This is a genomic window from Microbacterium helvum (assembly GCF_014779795.1).
In the GTDB taxonomy this organism is placed as follows: Bacteria; Actinomycetota; Actinomycetes; order Actinomycetales; family Microbacteriaceae; genus Microbacterium; species Microbacterium helvum.
In genome coordinates this window covers 59,947-83,018 of record NZ_JACXZS010000011.1, presented here as the reverse complement: position 1 = coordinate 83,018, position 23,072 = coordinate 59,947, and the positions used below count along the sequence as shown (strand labels likewise).

The following is a 23,072-nucleotide window of genomic DNA, read 5'->3' as shown; positions in this document are numbered from 1 at the left end:
CCGTCCGTTGCACCATCGTGATCTGGGGAGCCGTTTCGCGCGCTCAGCGCTGGCAGTTCGGGCACCAGAACACGATGCGCTCGCGCGTCGGATCGGCGCCCAGACCTCCGCGGCGGATGAGCGTCCCACACCGACGGCACGGCCGGCCTTCGCGGCCGTAGACCCACGTCGTGAAACCGCGACGCGCGTCGCCGGTGAACGTGCGGTCGACGCGGTCTCGGTTGGCGCGGATCATGCGCGCGCCGAGATCGACGAGCGGTGCGGCATCCACGTCCGTCGCCGGCGTCGTGGGAAGGATGCCGCGCACGAACAGGATCTCGTTCGCATACTCGTTGCCGAAGCCGGCGATGCTGCGCTGATCCTGCAGTGCGACGTGGACGGGGCGAGGATCCGCGGCAAGACGCCGGACGGCTTCGGCGGGATCCCAGTCGTCGGACAGCGGATCGGGGCCGAGGTAGCCGACCAGCTCTTCCTCTGCCGCGGACGGGACCAGTTTGATCTCGGCGAGGTCGAAGCCGACGGTCTCGTACTCGGTGCCGTCGGGCGCCGTCGCACCGATGACCGCACGCGCGCGGAACCCCGGTGCGCGCCACCGCTCGCCGCGCCGGTACACGTGCCACTCGCCTTCCATCTTGAGGTGCGAGTGGAGCGTCCACGTGCCGATCCGATGCAGCAGATGCTTGCCGCGGCTTGCGACGCCGTGCACCGTCTCGCCGCGCAGATCGGCTGTGGCCGCCTGCGGCACTCGCAGCTCGAATCGCGTCACGGTGCCGCCTCCGAGCGCTGCGTCCAGGCGGCGCGCGGTCTGGTAGACCGTGTCGCCCTCAGGCACGCGCACCCCGCGCGTCCGGTCCCGGAGCCTGCCGAGGGGCGCCGGCCGTCACTCGGCGCAGCGTCAGACCCCGGGGCGATTCGACGAACCCGGCGTCGCGCAGAAGGCGGCCCATGGTCGTCCCGTGGATGAACGCGCCGTTGACCTGCTCGATGGTGAGAGTGTCGAGACGGCGCGCCTGCGCGGTCGCGGCGAGGTCGCGGGTCGCCGCCGCGAGCGTGGCCTCGTCGCCGGTGAAGGCGAGCGCCGACTTTCCGCCGCGCTCCAGATACAGCGCGAGCGCGCCGTCGACGAGAACGACCAGCGCGCCGGCCTTGCGGCCCGGACGGTGCCCGACGCCCTCGAGCGACGGCCACGCGAGCGCCGCTCCGTACGGGTTGGCGGGATCGGTGGCGGCGAGCGTCACCGCCGTGAGCGGCGGTGGATCGGTGAGCCCGGCGAACTCGCGCAGCCGGTCGACGGTGGCGGATGCGGCGAACTGCGCGGCTCCGAGCTTCTCGATCACGTAGCCGCGTCGGCAGTGGCCTGCCTCTTCGAATCCGGCCAGCACGCGGTACGTCTGGGCGAACCCGCCGGGCACCCCCTCGGACTGCACGGCGCCGCGTGTGACCACGCCGTAGCGGTCGAGCAGCAGGCTCGCCGTCGCCGTGGCCCGCAGCGCCGGGTCGGCCTCGGGCGCCGGCAGCAGCGACCAGCGGCCGCCGACAGACGGCGAGCGGGCGGGAAGGGATGCCGCCACCGACCGCATCGCCACGCTCATGCTGCCCGGCGTGCCGCGATACAGGCGCGCCCGCGGCGTGCGCCGGCTGACGCGGTGCGCCTGCGATCCGCCCGACACGAGCGATCGCACCGGCGCGAACGTGTCGTTCGTGACGAGTCCGGCCCAGGCCAGCCGCCACAGCGCCTCGGTCACGGACTGCTCGTTCTCGGCGCCCGTGGCCTGTCGCAGCTGCGCGGCGAAGTACGCGCCGCCGCCCTCGAGCGCGGCGATCAGCTGGGCGTCCAGCGAGCCGGGCGCGGGCGCCTCGGCGTCGTCGGGCAGTGCGATGGTGAGAGGCAGCGCATCCGCCGGGTGCAGGGCGATCCATCCGTCGCGTCCCGGCAGCCCGCCGTGACCCGACCACACCACCTCGCCCGTCGACGTCAGTTCGTCGAGCATCGCCGGCGTGTAGTCCGCGACGCGCGCCGGAAGGATGAGCGACTCCCACGCGCTGGCCGGAATGGGCACGCCGGCGAGCTGCTCGACGACCGCGGCCACACCGTCGATGCCCTCCAGCGGGCGCGTCACGTGCTGCCACACCGGCAGGAACCGCCCGTATGCGTGCTGCGGAACCGGTTCGACGCTGCCGCGGATGGCCGCGAGCGAGCGCATGCGCAGCCGTCGCAGCACCTCGCTGTCGCACCACTCCGCCTCGTCGGAAGCCGTGGCGCCCGCGGCCACTGAGCCCGTCGGAGGCTCGGGCAGGAAGAATCCGGACGCGACGCGGCCCTGCGATTCGAGCCGCTGCAGCGTGAGCCGGGCGACGGCGATGCCGACGCCGAAGCGGTCGGCCGCGGCATCCGCGCGGAACGGCCCGTGGGTGCGGGCGTAGCGCGCGATGAGGTCGCCGAGCGGATCGGCGACCGGTTCGAGGAACGCGGTCGGGATGCCGACCGGCAGCGCCACCCCGAGCGCATCGCGCAGGCGCCCGGCGTCTTCGATCGCGGCGACACGGCCGGCACCGGCGATCGTGACGGGGATCGCTCGGCGCGCCGCGATGAGCGCGTCGAGATGGCTGGATGCCTCTGCCGCGGGCGCCTCATCGGCACCGGTGGTCGGCTCCAGCCGCGCCGCGACCTCGGCGGCGTCGAGCGGCCCGAGCTGGCGCAGCAGGTCGGCGACACCCTCGACCCCGCGTGCCCGGCGCTCGGGGTCGAGTCGCTGCACTTCGCGTTCGAATTGCGCGATCACGTCGGGGTCGAGCAGTTCGCGCATCTCGACCTTGCCGAGCAGCTCCGACAGCAGCGCGGGGTCGACCGACAGCGCGGCGGCGCGCCGCTCGGCGAGGGGCGAGTCGCCCTCGTACATGAACGCACCGACGTAGCCGAAGAGCAGGTCGCGCGCGAACGGCGACGGCTGCGCGGGCTCGGTCTCGACGAGACGGATGCGGCGCTCGCCGATGCCGCGCATGAGGCGCAGCAGCGACGGCACGTCGTAGACGTCCTGCAGCACCTCGCGCAGGGTCTCGAGGATGATCGGGAACGTCGGATACCGGCGCGCGACCTCCAGCAGCTGCGCCGAGCGCTGCCGCTGCTGCCACAGCGGGGTGCGCTTGCCCGGATTGCGACGGGGCATGAGCAGGGCACGTGCGGCGCACTCGCGGAACCTCGACGCGAACAGCGCGGAGCCGCCCACCTCTTCTGTCACGATCTGGTCGAGCTCGTCGGGGTCGAAGACGAACAGGTCGGCGCCCGGAGGCTCGGCCGTGGCGTCCGGGATGCGGGCGATGATGCCGTCGTCGCTCGCGACCGCCGAGCCCTCGACGCCCAGCAGTTCGCGGATGCGTGCGTTGACGGCCAGCGCCCACGGCGCATGCACCTGCATGCCGTAGGGGGAGTGCAGGATCACGCGCCAGTCGCCGACCTCGTCACGGCCGCGCTCGACGGTCAGCTGACGGTCGGTGGGAAGCGTGCCCGTCGCCTCGCGCTGCTCGGCGAGGTATGCGAGCAGGTTGTCCTGCGCGTACTCGTCGAGTCCCGCCTCGCGCAGCCGTGCCTCGGCCTTGTCGGGCTTCGCGGTCGACACCTCGCGCGAGAACCTGCCGAGCGCCTCGCCCAGCTCGGCGGGCCGCCCGATGCCGTCGCCGTGCCAGAACGGCACCTTGCCCGGCTGGCCGAACGCGGGCACCACGTTCACGCGGTCGTGGGTGATCTCGACGATGCGCCAGCTCGTCGTGCCGAGCGTGAACACGTCGTTGACGCGCGACTCGTAGACCATCTCTTCGTCGAGCTCGCCGACGCGCGCGTTCTGCGACTCGCCCGCCACGAACACGCCGAACAGACCCCGGTCGGGGATCGTGCCGCCGCTGGTCACGGCGATGTGCTGCGCTCCGGGCCGGCCGGTCAGCACGCCCAGATCGCGGTCCCACACGACGCGCGGGCGCAGCTCGGCGAACTCGTCGGACGGGAACTTGCCCGCGATGAGGTCGAGCGTCGCCTCGTAGGCAGAGCGGGGGAGCGAGCGGAACGGCGCGCTGCGCTTGAGCGTCTCGTACCAGCCCTCGACGTCGACCGGCCCGACTGCGGCGGCGGCGACGGTGTGCTGCGCAAGGATGTCCAGCGGGTTCTGCGGGATCGCGATGGCCTCGATCTGCCCCGCCAGCATCCGCTCCGTCACGATCGCGGTGTGCAGCACGTCGCTGCGGTGCTTCGGGAACAGTGCGGCGCGGCTGACCTCGCCCACCTGGTGACCCGCGCGTCCGATGCGCTGCAGGCCCGATGCCGCACTCGGGGGCGCTTCGACCTGGATCACCAGATCGACCGCGCCCATGTCGATCCCGAGCTCGAGGCTCGACGTCGCCACGACGCAGCGCAGCACGCCGGACTTCAGCTCTTCTTCCACCTGCGCGCGCTGCTCCTTCGACACCGAGCCGTGGTGCGCCTTCGCGAGCACGGGGTCGGCGCCGGCTGTGGCGCCCGCCTGCGCCATCATGGCGGCGGGCACGGTCGCGTCCGGAACGTCCAGCCCCAGCCGCTCTGAGTAGATCTCGTTGAGCCGTCCCGTCAGCCGCTCGGCGAGACGCCGCGAGTTGCAGAAGACGATGGTCGACCGGTGCTGCAGGATGCGGTCGACGATCGCCTCTTCGACGTGCGGCCACACCGAGCCGGTCATCTCGGTCTCGCCCGAACCCGAAGCGCGTCGGCCGGCACCGGACGATCCGTCGGCGAACCAGTCCTCGTCGATCGACTCGCCAGCTGAGGCGGCGGAATCGGCATTCCCGCCGTCCGAGGTGAACGGGCTCGGCGGGGGCGGCGGATTGAGCATGTCGCCGATCGGCACGACGACCTTCATGTCGAACGCCTTGCTCGCACGCGGAGCCACGATCTCGACCGGCTCGGCGCCGCCCAGGAACCGCGCGACTTCGTCGATGGGGCGGACCGTTGCCGACAGCCCGATGCGCTGCGCGGGCGGCGCGTCGGGCGTGAAGGCGCGCCGCAGCGCATCCAGCCGCTCGAGACTCACGGCCAGGTGCGCACCGCGCTTGGTTGCCGCGACGGCGTGCACCTCGTCGACGATGACCGTGTGCACGTCGCGCAGCGTCTCGCCGGCGCGGCTCGTGAGCATGAGGTAGAGCGACTCGGGCGTCGTGATGAGGATGTCGGGCGGCGCCTGCACGAGCTTGCGCCGGTCGCCCGCGGGCGTGTCGCCCGAGCGCACGCCGACGGTCACATCCGGCACGGTCAGGCCGAGGCGCCGGGCCGACTGCCCGATGCCGACCAGCGGCGACCGCAGGTTGCGCTCGACGTCGACGCCCAGCGCCTTGAGCGGTGAGATGTAGAGGATGCGGGTGGCCGGCGGCGCGCCTGCTCGCTTCTTGCCTGAGGGAGCGGTGGATGCCGTCGTCGCCGCCTTGTCGTGGAACACGCGGTCGATCGCCCACAGGAACGCCGACAGCGTCTTGCCCGAGCCCGTGGGCGCGACGACGAGAGCGTGCTTGCCGGCGGAGATCGCCTGCCAGGCCCCCTTCTGGGCGTCGGTGGGCGCGTGGAAGGCGCCACGGAACCAGTCCTGCGTGGCAGGACCGAATCGCTCGAGGACGTCGCCCACCCTTCCATCTTGGTCGCCGCCGCCGACATCGGGCCAGGGCGTCACGAACGCCCGTCGCGTAAACTCGCGCCTGCGTGCTCTCCCCCGCACGTGTTCGCCGCCGAGGAGCGTGATGGATTCGACGCCGTCGAGCGGGTCGGAGCCGCCCGCGCCCACCCGCCGTGCCGCAGCAGCCGCGGCCGCGCGCTCGCGGCGAGTGCTGAGGCTCCGGCTCGGCGCGCTGTGCGGCGCCGCGGGGCTGGCGCTGGTGATCGTCGTCGCGACGATCGCCGTGACGGCGCAGCAGGGCACGGGGACACTCGGGAACGACCCCGCCCCGATCTCGGAGGAGCACCTCCCGACCCCGCGCCCCAGCAGCCCGTCCCCATCGCTGTCCCCGAGAGCGGATCCCACGACCGTGCCCGTCGACGAGCCCGACAGCGGTGCGGTCGACGCCGACGACACCGCCGCCCCCGTCGTCGGCGACGAACAGCCGCCCCCTGCCGCGCCCGATCCCGAGCCTGCCCCCACGGCGGAGCCGGGCCCGACACCGACCGCCACGGCGCCCGGCAACAGCGGCAACGCGCCGGGTCACAACAAGAAGAAGCCGTGACCCGAAGGGCTCAGAGCTCGTTGGGGATCAGGATCCACAGCAGGATGTAGGCCCACAGCGACAGGCCGAAGAAGACCACGGCGATCACGGTGAGGACGCGCACCAGCGTCACGTTCCAGCCGAACCGGTTCGCGACGGCGGCGCAGACACCGGCGATCAGGCGGCCCTGGCGGGGTCTCATGAGTGCGTTCATGTTCTCCATCCTGCTCGTCGTGCGTCCGCGGCGCATGGGGGAGAACCCCCGGATTCCGCCGGGCGCAGGCCGCGGCATCCATTCTTCACGCGATGGATGCCGCGACCCGGGTCACCGCTCGGTCAGCTGACCCTCGCGGTCGAGCTCGAGCGTCAGCGTCACGCCGATGCGCTCGAGGAACGCGTCATCGTGGCTCACGACGAGCACCGCGCCGCGATAGGCGGCGATGGCGTCGACGAGCTGGTCGACCGTGTCGAGGTCGAGGTTGTTCGTCGGCTCGTCGAACACGAGCAGCTGGGGCGCCGGATCGGCCAGCATGAGCCGCGCCAGAGCGACCCGGAACCGTTCGCCACCCGACAGCGTCGCGACCGGCCGCTCCACCGCGGCCCCTCGGATGAGGAACCGGGCGAGCCGGTTGCGCAGCTCGACGGTGCCCACCTGCGGCGCCGCAGCTGCGACGTTCTCCAGCACCGAGGCAGCTTCGTCCAGCTCGTCCACGCGCTGCGGCAGGTAGCCGGCGCGGTCGGTGTGCAGCTGCTGCCCGGCGCCATTCAGCATGGCTGGGTGAGGCGCGGCGGCGATCGGCGGAATCCCGGGGTCGTCCCGGCCGGGCGCGCCCCACGAGACTGAGCTGCGCCGTGGGGAGCTGCCGGTAGTGAGCAACCCCTCCAGCAGGGTCGTCTTGCCGGCGCCGTTCGGGCCGATGAGGGCCACCCGCTCGGGTCCTTGGATGATCCAGGACCGCGACCCGTCGCCGATGGTGGCGATGCGTCGCCCGGCGGGCACACCGGGATCGGGCAGGTCGATCTTCATCATGGCGTCGTCGCGGACACGGCGCCCCGCGGCATCCAGCGCCTCGCGGGCGGAGGCCTCGCGCTCCGCCTTCTCGCCGCGCAGCTTGCCGGCCGAGACCTCGGCGGCCATGCGGCGGCCGTTCATGACGATCTTCGGCTCCCGCTTCTCGGCGTAGGCCTTATCGCCCATGGCCTTCCGGCGCGAGATCGTCGTCTCGGCCTCGATGCGCTGGCGCTTCTCGCGCTTGAGCGACTGCTTCGCGGCGCGCTCGGCGTCGCGGGCGGCGCTCTGCTCGGCATCCAGCCAGGCGCGCCATTCCGAGTACGGACCGCCGAAGACCGACAGCTCGTTCGCGTACAGCTCGGCGGTGTCGTCCATGAGCTCCAGCAGCGCGGTGTCGTGGCTGACCACGACGAGCGCTCCGCGCCACGAACGGACCATGTCGTGCAGGCGCGCACGGGCCTCGCGGTCGAGGTTGTTCGTCGGCTCGTCGAGCAGCGCGATTGGCGCGCCGCGCAGCCGGATGCCGGCGATCGCGGTGAGCACCGCCTCACCGCCCGACAGCTGCCCGACGCTGCGGTCGAGCATGGCGGGAGCGAGCCCCGCCTCGGCGAGCGCCGCGTGGGCGCGCGCCTCGACGTCCCAGTCCGCGCCGACAGTGTCGAAGTGACGCGGGTCGACATCGCCGGACTCGATCGCGCGCAGTGCGCGAAGGGTGTCGCCGACCCCCAGCAGATCGGCCACGGGGCGGTCCACCTGGAGGGTCAGCCGCTGGGGCAGGTAGGCGGCATCCGCTGTTCGGGTGATATGCCCCGCCGATGGGGCGAGGTCGCCGGCGATCAGCCGCAGCAGCGTGGACTTGCCGGAGCCGTTGCGTCCGACCAGGCCCGTGCGGCCGGTGCCGAACGAACCCGAGACGTCCGAGAGGGCGACGGTGCCGTCCGCCCAGGTGAAGGCGACGCGATCGAGGACGATCGCAGGAGTGAGAGTGTGTGCAGGCATGAGGCCTCCTGTGTCAGTCGAGCGCTGACACCGGGGGCCGCGGTGCGTCCGGGCATGCCGGAGCGAAGAAGAAGCGGCCGATCGACGGGCCAGCGCGAAATGTTCAAGCGCTGGTGCGTCGAGGAACGACGGATCAGCGCGATCAGCGCGCGGTCACGTCGAAGTTCTTCAATGGTTTTCCTCACCGAGGGGACAAGGCCTCAGCCACCATAGCGGACGGTACTGGATGCCGCCAGTGAGCCCCCGGTGTGCAGTGCGATCCCGCGCCTTGAGGACGCGGGCATCATCCACGAGCTGACGGGCCGCAGTCGTGATCGGATGTCCGCGGCCAGCGATCTCATGGACGAGCTCGATGACCTCGATCGGCGGATCGGAGCGAGGATGGGCAACTCTGAGCGGTTCGCCCAAAGGGGTCCCGCGTTTTTTTGTAACGGGGGCGGGGCGCCATCGGCCAGGATCGGCCCATCGAACTCCCATCGAGCATGGTCGTCCGCTATGTCGCGGACCAGGAGGTGACCAAGGGTTGGGGCTCGATCAAGACAACTCGGAGGAACAGAGCACTCGACGCCAAGGGAGGCACATCGGGCAAAACGGCGGGTTAGCCTTCTGCCCGTTCGGTGTCGTTTCATCATTTCATCTGCCATTTCTGTACTGGCGACCATTGTGTGACGAGCATGCGACTGCTAGCGTGCAGGCGTTCGCGGCTAGCTCCGGAGCTAAGGCACGATCGTTGCAACTCCTAACGAAGGGGAACGGTATGAGGGGATTGGCGGCTGTCGCGATTGCTGTTTCAGTCAGCGTTGGGGGCGCGCCGGCGCTGAGTTTGGCGGGCGGACAGGGCCCGTCGATCACAGCGTGCGCGAGTGCGCTGCCGGGCAGTTCGGTTGTTCACCCAGCCGACGTCCAAGGTCTCAACGCGGAAGCATGCGGGCTCGTCGGGAAGACGGTTGTTTCGAACGGTGTCGGCGCTCCGATCCCCGAGCCTGGACAGTCCGTCGTCGCCGTCGGCGTCGTGACGGAGGGAGAAGCTCCATGGCTGCAAGTTGCCGTCGACAAAGGCGCACAGGTGCTGGTGTCAACGACACCAGCACCGCTGCGATACGCGAAGCTACTTCCGGATGGTGGTCTTCGCGAACTGACTCGGGAGGAAGCCACACTGGGTGCCTTGGCGTACTCGAGATGCTCCGACTGGTCATACAAGCTCCTGTCTGGACATTGGCGCCCGGGCACGCTCTATTTGAACAGCAATGAGCGGCTTCCAAGCGGTGTATCTAAGTCGTCGTTCGAATCATTGACGGTTGCCTCGCTGAACACGTGGAAGAACGGAACGAACTCGTGTGGTCTGACGCGAGCGCTCAATGTTCCTGGCAGCGTGAGCTACGGCAATTGGACGTACGATGCCAACATTTCGAGCGCATCTGGAGTGAACGCGTGCACGACCGCTGACGGTCTGAATGTGGTTGACTTCGGACCGCTTGTGGGGACTACTCTCGGACTGACCTGCACTTGGTATGCGGCAGGAGTACCTGTTCAAGCCGACATTCGCATCGATACTTCGGAACGGACGTGGGTGACCACATCCACCGGTTGTACCGGGGAGAAATATGACGTCCGTTCAGTCATGACTCACGAGCTCGGTCACGTGCTGGGGCTCGACCACGCAGCCGAGAACGGGGCGAATGACCTGACGATGAGTCCCCAGATCGCGAACTGCAGTTTCTCGCAGCGCACACTGGGGGCGGGCGACCTCACAGGGATATATGTCCAGCACGGTGCGTAGGGTCAGTTGTGCCCTATTGCTCTCGTTGGCGCTGAGCATCGGAGGTTGCTCGGCCAGTCCAGAGCCTGCCCTGACGCCAGGCACAAATGTTGATCAGGTGTGTGAAGAACCGCGTACCGAGGTGTCGCCGTCCGCTGGGCCCCCGGCTGCTGCGGTGGCAATTGTAGGCTCTGGCTGGCTCCCCTGCGCCGATACGCCGAACGACAGTACTCCTGAGCCCTGGAGCCAGGTGTCGCTGCTCTGGGAGCAGGATGGCGAGATCGCGGAGTTAGGGGAGGCTGCACCCGTTGAGGGTAGCTTTCGAACTGACGTGCAAATTCCGAGTGATGCTCAACCCGGGGACGCGATCATTCGAGTTGTGGCGTCCGAGTATGCCGACGACATCCCGTTCACGGTGGTCGATGGGCAGTAGCGGTCGTCGCCGACGATGAGCTCGGTCGCATTGCTCCGTTGGGTGAGGTGCGGTTCGTAGTAGCGGGCCAGCGACGTCATGGCTTAGTTCGACGAACCGCTCGGCGGCGGCTCAACCATCCGCCACGGCTCAACCGTCGGCTGAGGCGTCGAGGTCGTCGAGCCTCTTGTCGAGGAACGTGCGCACGTCGGCGAGCTCGGCCTCCGAGACGCTGTGGGTGAGGCCCTGGTAGACGCGCCCGCTGAGGTCCACGCGCTCGGGGAGCCACTGGGTGGTGTGCTCGACGAGGAAGCCGGGGATGACGTCGTCGTTCGTCCCGCGCCCCCAGAACACGGGCGGACGGAGCTCGGCGAGCGCGGCATCCATCGGCAGCTCGCCTGGCGTGACATAGCCCGAGAGGTTCACCGCGAACGCGAACCGCTGCGGCTGCAGCCGCAGCGCCTGCAGCGACACGGCCCCGCCTTGCGAGAACCCGAGAAGACCGATGGATGCCGCACCCGCCGCGTGCGCGTCGGCCCAGGCGATGACGGCCTCGGCCGCCCGCGTCACATGGGACGGGTCGCGTCCGTCGAGTCCTTCGATGGGGTACCAGGACCGCCCCGGCGCGGGCCACGGCGGCACCAGGGGAGCGGCGAGGCTCGCGACGGCGAACCGCTCCGGCAGATAGGTGCGCAGCGGGTACAGGTCGTGCTCGTCGGCGCCGTAGCCGTGCAGCAGGAGCAGCAGATGCCGCCCCGCGAGGGCACCACGATCGGCCGACCAGAGGACGGCGTCGGCATCGAGCACGAGCGCTTCCGTCATGCCCACATCCTCCCATCCGCGACCGACACCGCGACGGGAGTCAGATCTTGACCGGGAAGGTGAGCAGGATCCCGACCGCGACCACGCCGACGACGATCGCGAGCCCGAGCAGGGTCCGGCCGACCCACGTCTTGCCGTCGCGCTGCGACATCGCCGTGAGGAACAGCACCAGGGCGAACATCACCGTCAGCAGCGAGTAGTTGTCGCCGCGCTGATTGTTCTCGAGCGCCTGTGCGAACTTCTCGTCGGCGCGGGCGTTGAGCTTCTCGGCCTCTTCCTGCCCCGGCGGCACGTAATCGTCTCGGGCGAACGGGCCGTTCTCAGACATCCCGTCGGCCTGCCAGCCTTCGAAGGCCGTCGACAGCGCGGGGCTGAACCTGTCTTCGATGTACTGCGCGAGCTCGGTGTCGCCGTCGGCGTCGGCGAGCACCCACTGCGCATAGACGGTGAGGTCGAACTGCTGGGAGGCGCGCGCCTGGCCCTCGGCGCTGGCGGCCTGGATGCGCGCCGACGACGCCTGGCTGAACGCGATCGACATCTCGCCGCCCCATTTGGATGCCTCGAAGCCCGCCCACGCGGTGAGCACGGCCGTGATCGACAGCACGAAGACGGCGACGATCTCTTGTGCGCGGCTCCATCGGTCGTGGGGTGAGTCGTCGGCCATGTCGTCCCTCCGTGCTGACCACAGACTAGCGAGCGGCCCGGACGCGGGTCGATGGCGCGGCGGGAACGAGGGGGAGAGGGTATACAGGAGGCATGTCCGTGCGCACTCCCGACCCCGAACCTGCGGGCGACGAGCCGTTCGGCCCGCCTGCGGGCAACATCTCGAACCCCGCCTGGCTGAGCGACATCGAGCTCGAAGAGGCGCGCCGGCGGCTGCCGATGCTGTACGTCGAGGGCGTGCCGGTGCGCACCGACGGTATGGGGCAGGTGACGTCGGTCGGGCTGCTGCTGCGCGCCTCGCCGCTCGGCGAGATCAGCCGCACGATCGTCTCGGGTCGCGTCCGCTATGGCGAGACGGTGCGCGACGCGCTGTTCCGGCATCTCGAGAACGACCTCGGGCCGATGGCCTTCCCGCTGCTGCCGCCGCAGCCCACGCCCTTCACCGTCGCCGAGTACTTCCCGCTGCCCGGGGTGAGCGCCTACCACGACGACCGGCAGCACGCGGTCTCGCTCGCGTTCGTCGTGCCGGTGACCGGCACCTGCGAGCCGCGCCAGGACGCGCTCGAAGTGACGTGGCTCACTCCCGAAGAGGCGTCGTCCGACGCGCTCGCCGCGGAGATGGAGGGCGGTCGCGGCACGCTCATCCGGCTGGCGCTCGCGAGCGTCGGCGCGCTGCGCTGACCGGTCCGGACGTGTGGCGCGGCAGCGCTCGCGGCATCCATCCTCCGAATCCTCGCTACGTGTCGGAGCCGCCCCATAGGCTCGCAGGGTGACCCCCGAACCCCTCCCCTTCCCCGCCGACGCCGCCGGGTGGGCGGCCTTCGCCGTCGAGCGCCCCGCCGCGCGCGTCGCCCTCGTCCAGGAGCTGGACGAGCGCCTGCGCACCGAGCCCGCGCTCACCGCCGCCGAGCGTCTCGACCTCTGGAACGACGCCGACATCGCGCTGCGCCAGGCGATGAACGAGGCGTATCTCGTGAGTGAGGCTCATCCCGACGCCGCTGTGCGCGAGGCCGCCGAGCAGCAGGTTCAGGCTGTCGAGTCGTTGTCGGCGGCGAGGCTGCTGGACCGCGGTCTGTGGCAGGGCTTCGCCGGCGCCGACGCCGAGGGCCTCGATCCGGACGAGGCCCGGCTGCTCGAGCATGTGCTGCGCGACTTCCGGCGCGGCGGTGTGGAACTGGCCGATGCCGACCGTGAGCGTGCGCGCCGGCTCGCCGACCGCGACACCGAGCTCGCGCTGACGTTCTCGCGCAACATCCGTGACGGACGCCGCCAGATCCGCGTCCCCGTCGCCGGACTCGCCGGCATGCCGCAGGACTTCGTGGACGCCCACCCGGTCGACGACGAGGGCATGGTGACCCTGTCGACCGACTACCCCGACCTCATGCCGATCCGCGAATATGCGACCGACCGTGCCACGAGGCTCGCGCTCGTCGGTGCGTACAACGACCTCGCGTGGCCCGAGAACGACGCCGTGCTGGCCGAGCTGCTCGAGGTCCGTGCCGAACGGGCACGTCTGCTGGGATACTCGGACTGGGCCGACTACGAGACCGAGACCCGCATGATCGGCTCAGGCGCGGCGATTCCGCAGTTCCTCGAGCGGCTGGACGAGGCATCCCGCCCTGCCGCAGAGCGCGAGTACCGCGAGGTGCTCGCGCGCCTGCGCGAGGACGCCCCCGACGCGACCGAGGTCACGATCGCCGACTTCTGGCACCTCCTCAGCGTCCTCAAGCGCGAGCGGTACGACGTGGACGCCCAGCGGGTGCGCTCGTATCTGTCGTTCGACCGCGTGGCAGCGGGGGTGCTCGACGTGACGGGCCGCCTGTTCGACGTCGAGTACGTCCCCGTCGACGCGCCCGCATGGCACGAAGACGTCCGCACCTATGACGTGGTGCGCGGCGGCGACCGCCTCGGTCGCATCCACCTCGACCTGCACCCGCGGGAGGGCAAGTTCAGCCATGCGGCGTGCTTCCCGATCGCTCCCGGCGTCACGGGGCGCGTGCTTCCCGAGGCGGCGCTGCTGTGCAACTTCTCGCGGGGACTGCTCGAGCACGACCAGGTGGTCACGTTCTTCCACGAGTTCGGCCATCTCGTGCACGACATCCTCGGTGGCCGGCACCGGTTCGCACGATTCAGCGGCGTGGCGACCGAATGGGACTTCGTCGAGGCGCCGAGTCAGCTGCTCGAGGAGTGGGCGTGGGATGCCGGCGTCCTGGCCTCGTTCGCGGTCGACGCCGACGGCGAGCCGATCCCGGCCGACCTCGTCGAGCGCATGCGCACCGCCGACGCGTTCGGACGGGGGCTGGAGGTGCGGCGGCAGCTCGGGCACGCGAACGTCTCGTATCGTCTGCATGTCGACCGCCCCGCCGACCTGCAGGGTGAGACCGAGCGCCTTTACTCGGAGACGAGCCCCGTCCAGCCGCTGCGCGGCCTGCACCCGTACGCCGGGTTCGGGCATCTCACGGGCTACGGCGCGTGCTACTACACGTACCAGTGGAGCCTCGTCATCGCGCGCGATCTGCTCAGCGGATTCGGTGCCGGACTCATGGATCCCGAGGCTGCGCTGAGATACCGCACCGAGGTGCTCGAGCGCGGCGGAACCCGCGACGCGAACGACCTCGTCGAGGCCTTCCTGGGGCGTCCTTCGACCTTCGACGCCTACCGGGAATGGCTTGCCGGCGACTGACCCGTCCGCCCGTTTCGCAGACACAGCCGGGCGGGGTAGTGTTCAGCTACCCGATGCGCAGTCACCCTGCCGACACATCCCCCCGGTGTCGTCGAGGGCGAAGCGGTCTTCGCCTGCTCGCACGTCGGCGACGAGGTCGCCGACGTGCGAGCAGGGTGGAGTCTGCACCGCCTCCGCCGAACGCTCGCCGACGCCGCGAAACACCTTTACAGCGATCGCGAAAAGAAGCGGAGACACACGATGTCCGACAACGCCGTAGGCACCTCGAGCTCCAGCTCGGATGACCACACTCCCTTCGACAGCCTGATCGCAGAGCAGGCGTCCACCTCTTTCGGAGCCGGCTTCACGACGACGTTCCGCGGCTACGACAAAGAAGAGGTGGATGCCGCGATCGCCGGCCTCGACGCGCGCGTGCGCGCCGCATCCGACGAGGTCGCCCAGCTCAAGCAGCACCAGCGTCGCGCCGGCGCGGCCGTGGCGCAGAGCCGTGCGAAGGCGGAGCGTCTCGAAGCCGAGCTGCAGGCGGCGACCGAGCGCCGCCAGGCCGAGATCGACGCGGCGATCGCCGCTCGTCAGGCCGAGATCGACGCGACGATCGCGGCCCGACAGGATGAGATCGACCGGCTGCAGGCCGCGCTCGACGAGTCCGAGTCGCGCCACCGCGAAGAACTGCAGCGGGCCGCCGACCGCGCCGCCGCAGCGAGTGCCGACGAGGGCAGCGAGGCCGTGCGCCTCGCCGCAGAGCTCGAGGTCGTCACCACCAAGCTCAACGACGCCGAGCAGCGCATCCAGGCGCTCACCGACGAGCTCGTCGGCGCGACCACCGAATCGCCCAACCGTCAGAAGTTCGAAGAGGTGCTGCGTGTCGCCGAAGACCAGGCGAGCCTGCTCATCCGCAACGCATCGATCCAGGGCGACCGACTGCTCGAGGCCGCCCGCGAAGAGAACGCCTCCCGCCGGGCCGGCGCGGTCGCCGAGGCCGAGGGCATCGTCTCGCAGGCGCAGCACGAGGCCCAGCAGGTGCGCCTCAAGATCGACACCGAGCTGACGGCCCACGAGGCGCGGATCGAGCGCGAGGCCGCGCACGCCGCCGAGAAGGTCTCGCAGGCCGAGCGCGAGGCGGCCGCCATCCGCTCCGAGGCCGAGAAGGGCGCGGCGGTGCTGCGTTCGACGGTCGCTCGTGAGACGGCCCGCGACCGTTCCGAGGCCGAAGAGGCGGTCCGCGAGCTGCGGCTGCGCGCGCTCGAGTTCGAGGCATCCCTCACCCGCCGCCAGGACGACGCGCACCAGGAGTTCCTCGTGCTGCACAACCAGGCCGTCGCGCACGCCGAGCGCATCACGCAGGACGCCAACGAGCAGGTCGCGGCCTCGCTCGAGCACGCACAGCGCGTGTCGGCGAAGGCCGAGGACTTCGAGCGCCTCATGCGCGCGCAGTCTCAGCAGATCGAGGCGGACGCGCAGCTGCGTGCCCGCGAGCACCTCGAGCAGGCGCACCTCAAGGCCGAGCGCATCATGTCGCTCGTGACCACGCACTCCGACTCCGTGCTGCGCGATGCCGAGGACCGCACCCGCCAGCTGCGCTGGCAGCAGCACCAGCTCATGAGCTTCATGGCCGAGGTCAAGGAGCTCATCCGCCCCGAGGGCGTGCTGGCCTCGGCCGCACCGGCGGAGGACGCCGCCGAGCCCGGCGCCCAGGATCCCGTCGATGGATCGCCGGTGGATGCCGCCGACGCCGCTGTCGAGACGGTCGAGGTCGACGAGGCCGAGCCGGAGGAAGCCCAGGGACAGGACGCCGGGGCGGAAGAGTCCGAAGCCGAGGTGGAAGAGGCCGAGGAGGACCAGGACGAAGCTGGCGATGCCGGCCGGGCCGGCATCGAGGGCAGTGACACCGAGGACGCCCACGCCGAGGACGGCGAGGCCGAGGACGGCCACGCCGAGGACGGCCACGCCGAGGACGGCGAGGCCGCTGCTGAGAAGCCCGAGGCCGCCGAGAAGCACTGATCGGCCCACACGCGGAGTCTTCCGTGCCTGTAGACGCGAACGCGCCTGCCCTCGCCCCGAGGTCAGGCGCGTTCGCGTCGATCGGTCGAACTGCGAGTGACGGACCCGGCCGGGTGCGGCATCCACGTCATCTCGGGCGGCGAAGCCACGATCGCGGCAGCGGCGTCCGCAGCGAGGCCCGGAGGCCGCGCTCAGCCTGCCGTGGTCTCGCGGGCGATGGCGGCGAGGAAGGCGTCGATGTCGTTCTCGGACGTGTCGAACGAGCACATCCAGCGCACCTCGTTCTTGGCGGCATCCCAGTCGTAGAAGCGGAACGTCGAGCGCAGCCGGTCGGCGACACCGTCGGGCAGCGTCGCGAACACGCCGTTGGCCTGCGTGGGCTGCGTGAACGCGACACCTTGGATGGACCCATCGGCGAGGCCCGCCTCGATGCCCGAGCGCAGGCGCTGCGCCATCGCGTTCGAGTGCGAGGCGTTGCGCAGCCAGAGGTCGCCCTCGAGCAGCGCGATCAGCTGGGCGGAGACGAAGCGCATCTTCGATGCGAGCTGCATGTCGAGCTTGCGCAGGAACTTCAGGCCCGTCGACGCCTCGGGGTTCAGCACGACGACGGCCTCGCCGAGCATCGCGCCGTTCTTGGTGCCGCCGAAGCTGAGCACGTCGACCCCGGCGTCGCGGGTGAATTCGCGGAACGGCACGCCGAGCGACGCGGCCGCGTTCGAGAGGCGCGAGCCGTCCATGTGCACGTTCATGCCGAGGCCGTGCGCGTGATCCGCGATGGTCTTGATCTCTTCGGGCGTGTACAGGGTGCCGAGCTCGGTCGACTGCGTGATCGACACGACGAGCGGCTGCGCACGGTGCTCGTCGCCCCAGCCCCACGCCTCGCGGTCGATGAGCTCGGGGGTGAGCTTGCCGTCGTCCGTGGGCACGGTGAGCAGTTTGATGCCCGCGACCCGCTCCGGGGCACCGCCTTCGTCGACGTTGATGTGCGCGGTGCCGGCCGAGATCACGGCGCCCCAGCGGGGGAGCATCGACTGCAGCCCGACGACGTTCGCGCCGGTGCCGTTGAACACCGGGTACGCCTCGACCCCTTCGCCGAAGTGCCCCGCCATCACCGACTGCAGGCGCTCGGTGTACACGTCGTCGCCGTAGGCGACCTGGTGGCCATCGTTGGCGGCGGCGATGGCCGCGAGCACCTCGGGGTGGATGCCGGAGTAGTTGTCACTGGCGAAGCCGCGCAGGTTCGGGTCGTGGATCGTGGTCACAGAGGTTCAGCCTAGTTTTCGAGATCGATGATGTGGTCGTTGACGTCCGCCGCGTCCGCGTCCCACAGGCCGGCGTAGGCGCGGGCGAGCGCGTCCTCGAGGCCGTCGAGCGTCTTGACGCGGAAGATGGTGGATGCCGCCGACAGCGGTCGTCCGGCATCGCGGGCGTCCTTCGCGAAGCCCTGGGCGACGGCGCGCGCCCACGCCTCGGTCGCGGCCTTGACGGCGGCGTAGTTGGCGCCGCCGGCGAGGGGACGGGCGACCGCGGTCGACGACACGACGGCGAGGCGTCCGGCGTCGGAGGCCCGCAGATCGGCGTCGAATGCGCGGCTCACGTGCCGCAGGGCGGTGAACGACCCTTCGAGGAAGCGGTAGTCGGCGTCGCTCTGGCCGGCGAGCCCGCCGCCGCCGCGCCAGCCGCCCACGAGGTGCAGCACGCCGTCCACGCCGCCCTCGGCGGCGTGGACGCGTTCGGCGAGACGCGTGACGGCGATCTCGTCGGTCAGATCGCAGACCTCGGTGCGTACCCCCGGGACCGCGACGCCGAGCGCAGTGAGACGCTCGGCGTCACGGCCGACCGCGACGACGCGCGCGCCTGCCCCACGCAGGACGCGCGCCGCCGCGAGGCCGCTCGCACTCGTCGCCCCCGCGACGAGCACGAGCCGCTCTGCAGCGCCGGTGATCGGCGCTGCGCCGCCGGGATCAGGAGCTGGCACCCGTGATCCCGGCGGTGGACTCGATGACGGGCTTCATCTTCTTGTCGAGGGCCTCGAAGAACATCGACAGCGGGAACTCGTCGTCCATGACGGCATCCGTGTAGCCCTTCGGTGCGCCCGCGAGGATCTCGTCGGGCAGCCCGCGGGCCCAGGCCGACGCCGGGTTCGGGGTCAGCGTGGCGCGCACGAGGTCGTACGCCGCGAGCCAGTGCGCCGTCTTGGGGCGGTCGATCGAGCGCCAGTAGAGCTCGTCGATCGCGTCGCCGAGCGCGACGACCGCGGCGGGCACGTCGTCCCAGTCGAAGGCGAGCGCGGTGTCGGTCCAGTGCAGCACGTCGCGCTGGTGCAGCCAGGCGAACAGCAGCTGGCCGCCGAGCCCGTCGTAGTTGCGCACGCGCGTGCCGGTGATCGCGAACCGGAAGATGCGGTCGAAGATGACGGCGTACTGCACGAGCTTCGCGTGCTCGAGCATCTCGGCCTCGGCGGCATCCAGCTGCTCGCCGCTCTCGACGCGCGCCGTGAGACGCTTCTCGATCGCAACGCACTCGCGGAACGCGGTGAGGTCGCAGCGCAGCTCTTCCAGCGAGTACAGGAAGTACGGCATGCGCTGCTTGATCATGAACGGGTCGAACGGCAGGTCGCCGCGCATGTGGGTGCGGTCGTGGATGATGTCCCACATCACGAACGTCTTCTCGGTGAGCTGCTGATCGTCGAGCATGCGCGCGGCATCCTCGGGCAGCTCCAGCTTCGTGATCTCGGCGGCGGCCCGCACGACGCGACGGTAGCGTGCGGCCTCGCGGTCCTGGAAGATCGCGCCCCACGTGAACGCCGGGATCTCGCGCATCGCGACGGTCTCGGGGAACAGTACCGCGGAGTTGGTGTCGTAGCCGGGCGTGAAGTCCACGAAGCGCAGCGACACGAACAGCTTGTTGCCGTAGTCGCCGGCCTCGAGCTGTGCGATGAACTCCGGCCAGATCACCTCGATGAGCACGGCCTCGACGTGACGGTCGCTCGACCCGTTCTGGGTGTACATCGGGAAGACGACGAGATGACGGATGCCGTCGACCCGGTGCTGCTGCGGCTGGAAGGCGTTCAGCGAGTCGAGGAAGTCGGGGACGCCGAAGCCTTCGGCCGCCCAGCGCTCGAAGTCGCGCACGCTCTGCGTGAGATACGCCGCGTCGTGCGGAAAGGCGGGCGCGAGCGCGCGGATGCCTGCCACGATCTCGTCGACGTAGGTGTGGGCGTCTGCGTGGGCGGCGGCATCCGGAATCGACCCGTCCTTGACCTGCAGGTCCTGGATCGCGGTCGCTGCGGCCTTGAGGCGCAGCCAGGCGTCGCTCGTCTCGGCGGTCGAGGCGTCTTCGACGACCTCGGGTTCGCCGACGATCGCCTTCGCGGGGTGAAGAGCGGTGCTGGACATGTGAACCTCCGATCCGTCGATGACAGGAAATATTCCGGCAGATGCCGTGTCGTAGGGATATTCTTCCATGTGTGGAAGACGCTGTCGACTTGAGGATCATCGAAGAGGTCTCGCGCGACGGCCGCGCGACTCTCGCCCAGCTGTCCGAGAAGGCCGGGCTCTCGGTCTCGGCCGTGCAAGCACGACTGAAGCGGCTGGAGAGCACCGGGGTGATCTCGGGGTATCGCGCCGTCGTCGACGCCGAGGCCGTCGGCAAGCCGCTCGCCGCGTTCGTCGAGATCACGCCGCTCGATCCGGCGCAGCCTGACAACGCCCCCGAACTGCTGGAGCACCTGACCGAGATCGAGGCATGCCACTCGATCGCGGGCGACGCCGCCTACATGCTGCTTGTGCGAGTCGCCTCTCCGCGGCATCTTGAGAGCCTCATCCGCGACATCCGGTCGGCCGCGTCGGTCAACACGCGCACGACCGTCGTGCTGCAGACCTTCTACGAGAACCGGCCGATTCTGCCGTCGTGAAGCGCATGGATCCGGCGAGCGCAACCCCCGGCCTCGCGGCATCCGGATCGGTAGCCTCGGCCGCATGGATCCCGCGAACAACCCGCACTCCGCCGGCAGGGGAGTTCTCCTCGTGCGCAACGCCCGCTCGGGCACAGCAGTGATCCGCCCCGATCCCGCGCCCACTTTCGCCGAGCGCCTTCCCGAGGCGGTCGTGCATGAGCTCGCCGAGGGCGAGGACCTGGACGATGTCGTCGCCGCCGCGATGCGGAGGGATGCCGCACCCGATGTGCTGGGCATCTACGGCGGCGACGGCTCGGTGTCGCGCATGGCGCATCTGGCGCGCCGGCACGAGCGTCGGCTGCTCGCGATGCCGGGCGGGACGTTCAACCACTTCGTGCGCGCCCTCGGCCTCGACAGCGTCGATCTCGCGATCGACGCACTGCAGCAGGACTCGACCGTCGAGGTGGGCGTCGCGGACGTCACGGCCGACGACGACGACCCGATCACGGTACTCAACGTCGTGTCGGTCGGTGCGTACCCCGAGCTCATCGAGGAGCGGGAGCGGCGCACCGGCCTCGGAAAGTGGATCGGGGGCGTCGTGGCCACAGCGGCGGCGCTGCGCCGGGCCGAACCGCTGACGATCGTCCGCGACGGGCGACGGGCGCGCGTGTGGTCGGTGTTCGTGAGCGTCGGCCGCAACGACCCCGAGCGCGTCGCGACCATGCAGCGACAGGAGGCCGCGGCCGGGGTGCTCGACATCCGCATCCACCATGCGCGCGGCTCCAAGGTGCGCGCCTTCGCCTCACTCGCCTTCGGTGAGCGCAGCGCGGCGGCCCTGCGCGCGCTGCGTCTCTACCCGCGGGACGAGGACGTCGAGCGCCTCGTGCTGCGCGAGTTCGACATCTCGGTCAGGCCCGAGCCGGGGCATCCCTCGGTCTTCGTCCACGACGGCGAGCTCGAAGAGCGCAACCCGGGCGGGTTCCGGTTGCGGTGCGTCGCCCGCCCCGACGCTCTCACGGTCTTCGCCTCCGGCCCGTAGGGGGAGGGATGCCGCGGCACAGGGCCGCGGCATCCACCTGTTCAGTCGTGCTGCGGGAAGCCCAGGTTGATGCCGCCGTGCGACGGGTCGAGCCAGCGCGACGTCACGGCTTTCTCGGCGGTGAAGAAGTCGAAGCCGTGCGGGCCGTACGCCTTGGCGTCGCCGAACAGCGAGGCCTTCCAGCCGCCGAACGAGTGATAGGCCACGGGCACCGGGATCGGCACGTTGATGCCGATCATGCCGACCGTCGCCTCGCGCTGGAAGCGCCGGGCCGCGCCGCCGTCGTTCGTGAAGATCGCGGTGCCGTTGCCGTAGCGGCTGGCGTTGATGATGCCGAGGCCCTCTTCGTAGCCCGAGACCCGGACGACCGACAGCACGGGACCGAAGATCTCGTCGCCGTACACCGACGACGACGTCGGGACCTTGTCGATGAGGGTGGGGCCGAGCCAGAACCCGTTCGCATCGCCGTCGACCTCGATGCCGCGGCCGTCGACGACGACCGCGGCGCCGTCGGAGCCGGCGACGTCGATGTACGAGGCCACCTTGTCGCGGTGCTGGCCGGTGATGAGCGGGCCCATATCGGTGCCGCGGCGGCCGTCGCCGACCTTGAGTCCGCCCATGCGCTCGGCCACCTTTGCGACGAACGCGTCGGCGACCGAGTCCACCGCGAGCACGACCGAGATCGCCATGCAGCGCTCGCCCGCAGACCCGAAGCCCGCGTTGACAGCGGCGTCGGCGGCGAGGTCGAGGTCGGCGTCGGGCAGCACCAGCATGTGGTTCTTGGCACCCCCGAGGGCCTGCACGCGCTTGCCGGCGCTCGTGGCCCTCTCGTACACGTACTTCGCGATCGGGGTGGATCCGACGAACGAGATGGCGCGCACGTCGGGGTGCTCCAGCAGCGCGTCCACCGCCTCTTTGTCGCCGTGCACGACGTTGAAGACGCCGTCGGGCAGTCCCGCCTCGGTGAGGAGCCCGGCGAGCCAGTTGGCCGCCGTCGGATCCTTCTCGGAGGGCTTCAGCACGACCGCGTTGCCGGCGGCCAGGGCGATGGAGAAGAACCACAGCGGCACCATCGCCGGGAAGTTGAACGGGCTGATGATGCCCACGACACCGAGCGGCTGGCGCAGTGTGTAGACGTCGATACCGGTCGACACGTTCTCGGAGTACGCCCCCTTCGTGAGGTGCCCGACGCCGCACGCGAACTCGACGACCTCCATGCCGCGGGCGATCTCGCCGCGCGCGTCCGAGAGCACCTTGCCGTGCTCGGCGGTGAGGATCTCGGCCAGCTCCTCCTTGCGCTCGTTGAGCAGCTCGCGGAACGCGAACAGCACCGACTGCCGCTTGGCGATCGAGGCGTCGCGCCACTGTGCCCAGGCGGCGGATGCTGCGCCGACGACCGCATCGACGTCGTCAGCCGAGGCGAACCGCACGTGCTTCTGCACGGTGCCGAGCGCCGGGTTGTACACATCGCCGGAGCGATCGGATGCTCCCGCCCACGGCGCACCGTTCACCCAGTGGTCCAGCACCGTGGTTTCGGTGCGCGAGATCGTGTCAGTCATCGTGTTCCTCCTTTG

The 23,072-nt window shown here is 70.5% G+C and carries 18 protein-coding genes; 7 read left to right on the top strand and 11 right to left on the bottom strand.

Going from position 1 to position 23,072, the window contains the following annotated elements:
• Window positions 1–43: 43 nt before the first annotated feature.
• Together IF188_RS15835 and IF188_RS15830 are read right to left on the bottom strand one after the other, a co-directional pair.
• A complete protein-coding gene (locus tag IF188_RS15835) occupies window positions 44–832 on the bottom strand; it encodes an Fpg/Nei family DNA glycosylase (RefSeq protein ID WP_191172774.1) in 789 nt (262 codons plus the stop codon).
• Window positions 825–5,639, bottom strand: coding sequence for an ATP-dependent helicase (locus IF188_RS15830; RefSeq protein WP_191172773.1), 4,815 nt, complete (start codon window positions 5,637–5,639; stop codon window positions 825–827). The genes IF188_RS15835 and IF188_RS15830 overlap by 8 nt, the downstream gene beginning before the upstream one ends.
• Window positions 5,640–5,751: 112 nt before the next feature.
• Here IF188_RS15830 and IF188_RS15825 point away from each other — a divergent pair, with 112 nt between their 5' ends.
• Entirely contained in the window at window positions 5,752–6,231 is a 480-nt protein-coding gene (locus tag IF188_RS15825) for a hypothetical protein (RefSeq protein WP_191172772.1), read from the top strand.
• Between the two features lie 10 nt (window positions 6,232–6,241).
• Here IF188_RS15825 and IF188_RS15820 read toward each other — a convergent pair whose 3' ends face one another.
• Together IF188_RS15820 and IF188_RS15815 are read right to left on the bottom strand one after the other, a co-directional pair.
• Complete coding sequence (locus IF188_RS15820; RefSeq protein ID WP_224751984.1) at window positions 6,242–6,424, bottom strand: PspC domain-containing protein; 183 nt, start codon at window positions 6,422–6,424, stop codon at window positions 6,242–6,244.
• A 111-nt stretch (window positions 6,425–6,535) separates the two neighbouring features.
• The gene (locus IF188_RS15815) at window positions 6,536–8,221 is read right to left on the bottom strand and encodes an ABC-F family ATP-binding cassette domain-containing protein (RefSeq protein ID WP_191172770.1); all 1,686 of its coding nucleotides are present in this window, start codon (window positions 8,219–8,221) and stop codon (window positions 6,536–6,538) included.
• Window positions 8,222–8,573: 352 nt separating this feature from the next.
• Here IF188_RS15815 and IF188_RS20695 point away from each other — a divergent pair, with 352 nt between their 5' ends.
• A complete protein-coding gene (locus IF188_RS20695; protein WP_396652813.1) occupies window positions 8,574–10,001 on the top strand; it encodes a matrixin family metalloprotease in 1,428 nt (475 codons plus the stop codon).
• Window positions 10,002–10,331: 330 nt separating this feature from the next.
• Here the strand turns inward: IF188_RS20695 and IF188_RS15805 are convergent, their stop codons facing one another.
• The 3 genes from IF188_RS15805 to IF188_RS15795 are packed head-to-tail and all read right to left on the bottom strand — an operon-like array spanning window position 10,332 to window position 11,878.
• Window positions 10,332–10,493 (bottom strand): hypothetical protein, encoded by a 162-nt coding sequence (locus IF188_RS15805; RefSeq protein ID WP_191172768.1) that lies wholly within the window; start codon window positions 10,491–10,493, stop codon window positions 10,332–10,334.
• Window positions 10,494–10,542: 49 nt separating this feature from the next.
• Complete coding sequence (locus IF188_RS15800; RefSeq protein WP_191172767.1) at window positions 10,543–11,214, bottom strand: alpha/beta hydrolase; 672 nt, start codon at window positions 11,212–11,214, stop codon at window positions 10,543–10,545.
• Between the two features lie 40 nt (window positions 11,215–11,254).
• Window positions 11,255–11,878, bottom strand: a complete 624-nt coding sequence (locus IF188_RS15795) for a hypothetical protein (RefSeq protein WP_191172766.1) — start codon at window positions 11,876–11,878, stop codon at window positions 11,255–11,257.
• A 92-nt stretch (window positions 11,879–11,970) separates the two neighbouring features.
• Between IF188_RS15795 and IF188_RS15790 the strand changes: the two genes are divergently transcribed.
• The 3 genes from IF188_RS15790 to IF188_RS15780 all read left to right on the top strand — a co-directional run bounded on the left by IF188_RS15790 (window position 11,971) and on the right by IF188_RS15780 (window position 16,561).
• A complete protein-coding gene (locus IF188_RS15790; RefSeq protein ID WP_141892502.1) occupies window positions 11,971–12,558 on the top strand; it encodes an NUDIX hydrolase family protein in 588 nt (195 codons plus the stop codon).
• Window positions 12,559–12,646: 88 nt separating this feature from the next.
• Window positions 12,647–14,560 (top strand): M3 family metallopeptidase, encoded by a 1,914-nt coding sequence (locus tag IF188_RS15785; protein WP_191172765.1) that lies wholly within the window; start codon window positions 12,647–12,649, stop codon window positions 14,558–14,560.
• A gap of 240 nt (window positions 14,561–14,800) precedes the next feature.
• Window positions 14,801–16,561 (top strand): coiled-coil domain-containing protein, encoded by a 1,761-nt coding sequence (locus tag IF188_RS15780; protein WP_224751983.1) that lies wholly within the window; start codon window positions 14,801–14,803, stop codon window positions 16,559–16,561.
• A 191-nt stretch (window positions 16,562–16,752) separates the two neighbouring features.
• Here the strand turns inward: IF188_RS15780 and IF188_RS15775 are convergent, their stop codons facing one another.
• From IF188_RS15775 to IF188_RS15765, 3 genes are read right to left on the bottom strand one after another with little or no spacing between them, the layout of a single operon-like run.
• Window positions 16,753–17,823: a threonine aldolase family protein gene (locus IF188_RS15775; protein ID WP_191172764.1), complete on the bottom strand. Its 1,071-nt coding sequence runs from the start codon at window positions 17,821–17,823 to the stop codon at window positions 16,753–16,755.
• 11 nt (window positions 17,824–17,834) lie between these two features.
• A complete protein-coding gene (locus tag IF188_RS15770; protein ID WP_318152905.1) occupies window positions 17,835–18,539 on the bottom strand; it encodes an SDR family NAD(P)-dependent oxidoreductase in 705 nt (234 codons plus the stop codon).
• Window positions 18,526–19,959 carry a DUF6421 family protein gene (locus IF188_RS15765; protein WP_191172763.1) on the bottom strand — a complete coding sequence of 478 codons (1,434 nt, stop codon included), beginning with the start codon at window positions 19,957–19,959 and terminating at the stop codon, window positions 18,526–18,528. Before IF188_RS15765 ends, IF188_RS15770 begins: the two co-directional genes overlap by 14 nt.
• 71 nt (window positions 19,960–20,030) lie before the next feature.
• Between IF188_RS15765 and IF188_RS15760 the strand changes: the two genes are divergently transcribed.
• Window positions 20,031–20,477: an Lrp/AsnC family transcriptional regulator gene (locus tag IF188_RS15760; protein ID WP_318152904.1), complete on the top strand. Its 447-nt coding sequence runs from the start codon at window positions 20,031–20,033 to the stop codon at window positions 20,475–20,477.
• A 64-nt stretch (window positions 20,478–20,541) separates the two neighbouring features.
• Window positions 20,542–21,498 carry a diacylglycerol/lipid kinase family protein gene (locus tag IF188_RS15755; RefSeq protein WP_191172761.1) on the top strand — a complete coding sequence of 319 codons (957 nt, stop codon included), beginning with the start codon at window positions 20,542–20,544 and terminating at the stop codon, window positions 21,496–21,498.
• 41 nt (window positions 21,499–21,539) lie between these two features.
• On the opposite strand, the gene IF188_RS15750 is transcribed toward IF188_RS15755, so the two are convergent.
• Window positions 21,540–23,057 carry a CoA-acylating methylmalonate-semialdehyde dehydrogenase gene (locus tag IF188_RS15750; RefSeq protein ID WP_191172760.1) on the bottom strand — a complete coding sequence of 506 codons (1,518 nt, stop codon included), beginning with the start codon at window positions 23,055–23,057 and terminating at the stop codon, window positions 21,540–21,542.
• Between the last annotated feature and the right edge of the window lie 15 nt (window positions 23,058–23,072).

Coding starts and splice junctions, on each gene's coding strand:
- IF188_RS15820 (WP_224751984.1), bottom strand. CDS start 6,424: ATGAACGCACTCATGAGACCCCGCCAGGGCCGCCTGATCGCCGGTGTC.
- IF188_RS20695 (WP_396652813.1), top strand. CDS start 8,574: ATGACCTCGATCGGCGGATCGGAGCGAGGATGGGCAACTCTGAGCGGT.
- IF188_RS15795 (WP_191172766.1), bottom strand. CDS start 11,878: ATGGCCGACGACTCACCCCACGACCGATGGAGCCGCGCACAAGAGATC.
- IF188_RS15790 (WP_141892502.1), top strand. CDS start 11,971: ATGTCCGTGCGCACTCCCGACCCCGAACCTGCGGGCGACGAGCCGTTC.
- IF188_RS15805 (WP_191172768.1), bottom strand. CDS start 10,493: ATGACGTCGCTGGCCCGCTACTACGAACCGCACCTCACCCAACGGAGC.
- IF188_RS15780 (WP_224751983.1), top strand. CDS start 14,801: ATGTCCGACAACGCCGTAGGCACCTCGAGCTCCAGCTCGGATGACCAC.
- IF188_RS15825 (WP_191172772.1), top strand. CDS start 5,752: ATGGATTCGACGCCGTCGAGCGGGTCGGAGCCGCCCGCGCCCACCCGC.
- IF188_RS15800 (WP_191172767.1), bottom strand. CDS start 11,214: ATGACGGAAGCGCTCGTGCTCGATGCCGACGCCGTCCTCTGGTCGGCC.
- IF188_RS15815 (WP_191172770.1), bottom strand. CDS start 8,221: ATGCCTGCACACACTCTCACTCCTGCGATCGTCCTCGATCGCGTCGCC.
- IF188_RS15755 (WP_191172761.1), top strand. CDS start 20,542: ATGGATCCCGCGAACAACCCGCACTCCGCCGGCAGGGGAGTTCTCCTC.
- IF188_RS15765 (WP_191172763.1), bottom strand. CDS start 19,959: ATGTCCAGCACCGCTCTTCACCCCGCGAAGGCGATCGTCGGCGAACCC.
- IF188_RS15750 (WP_191172760.1), bottom strand. CDS start 23,057: ATGACTGACACGATCTCGCGCACCGAAACCACGGTGCTGGACCACTGG.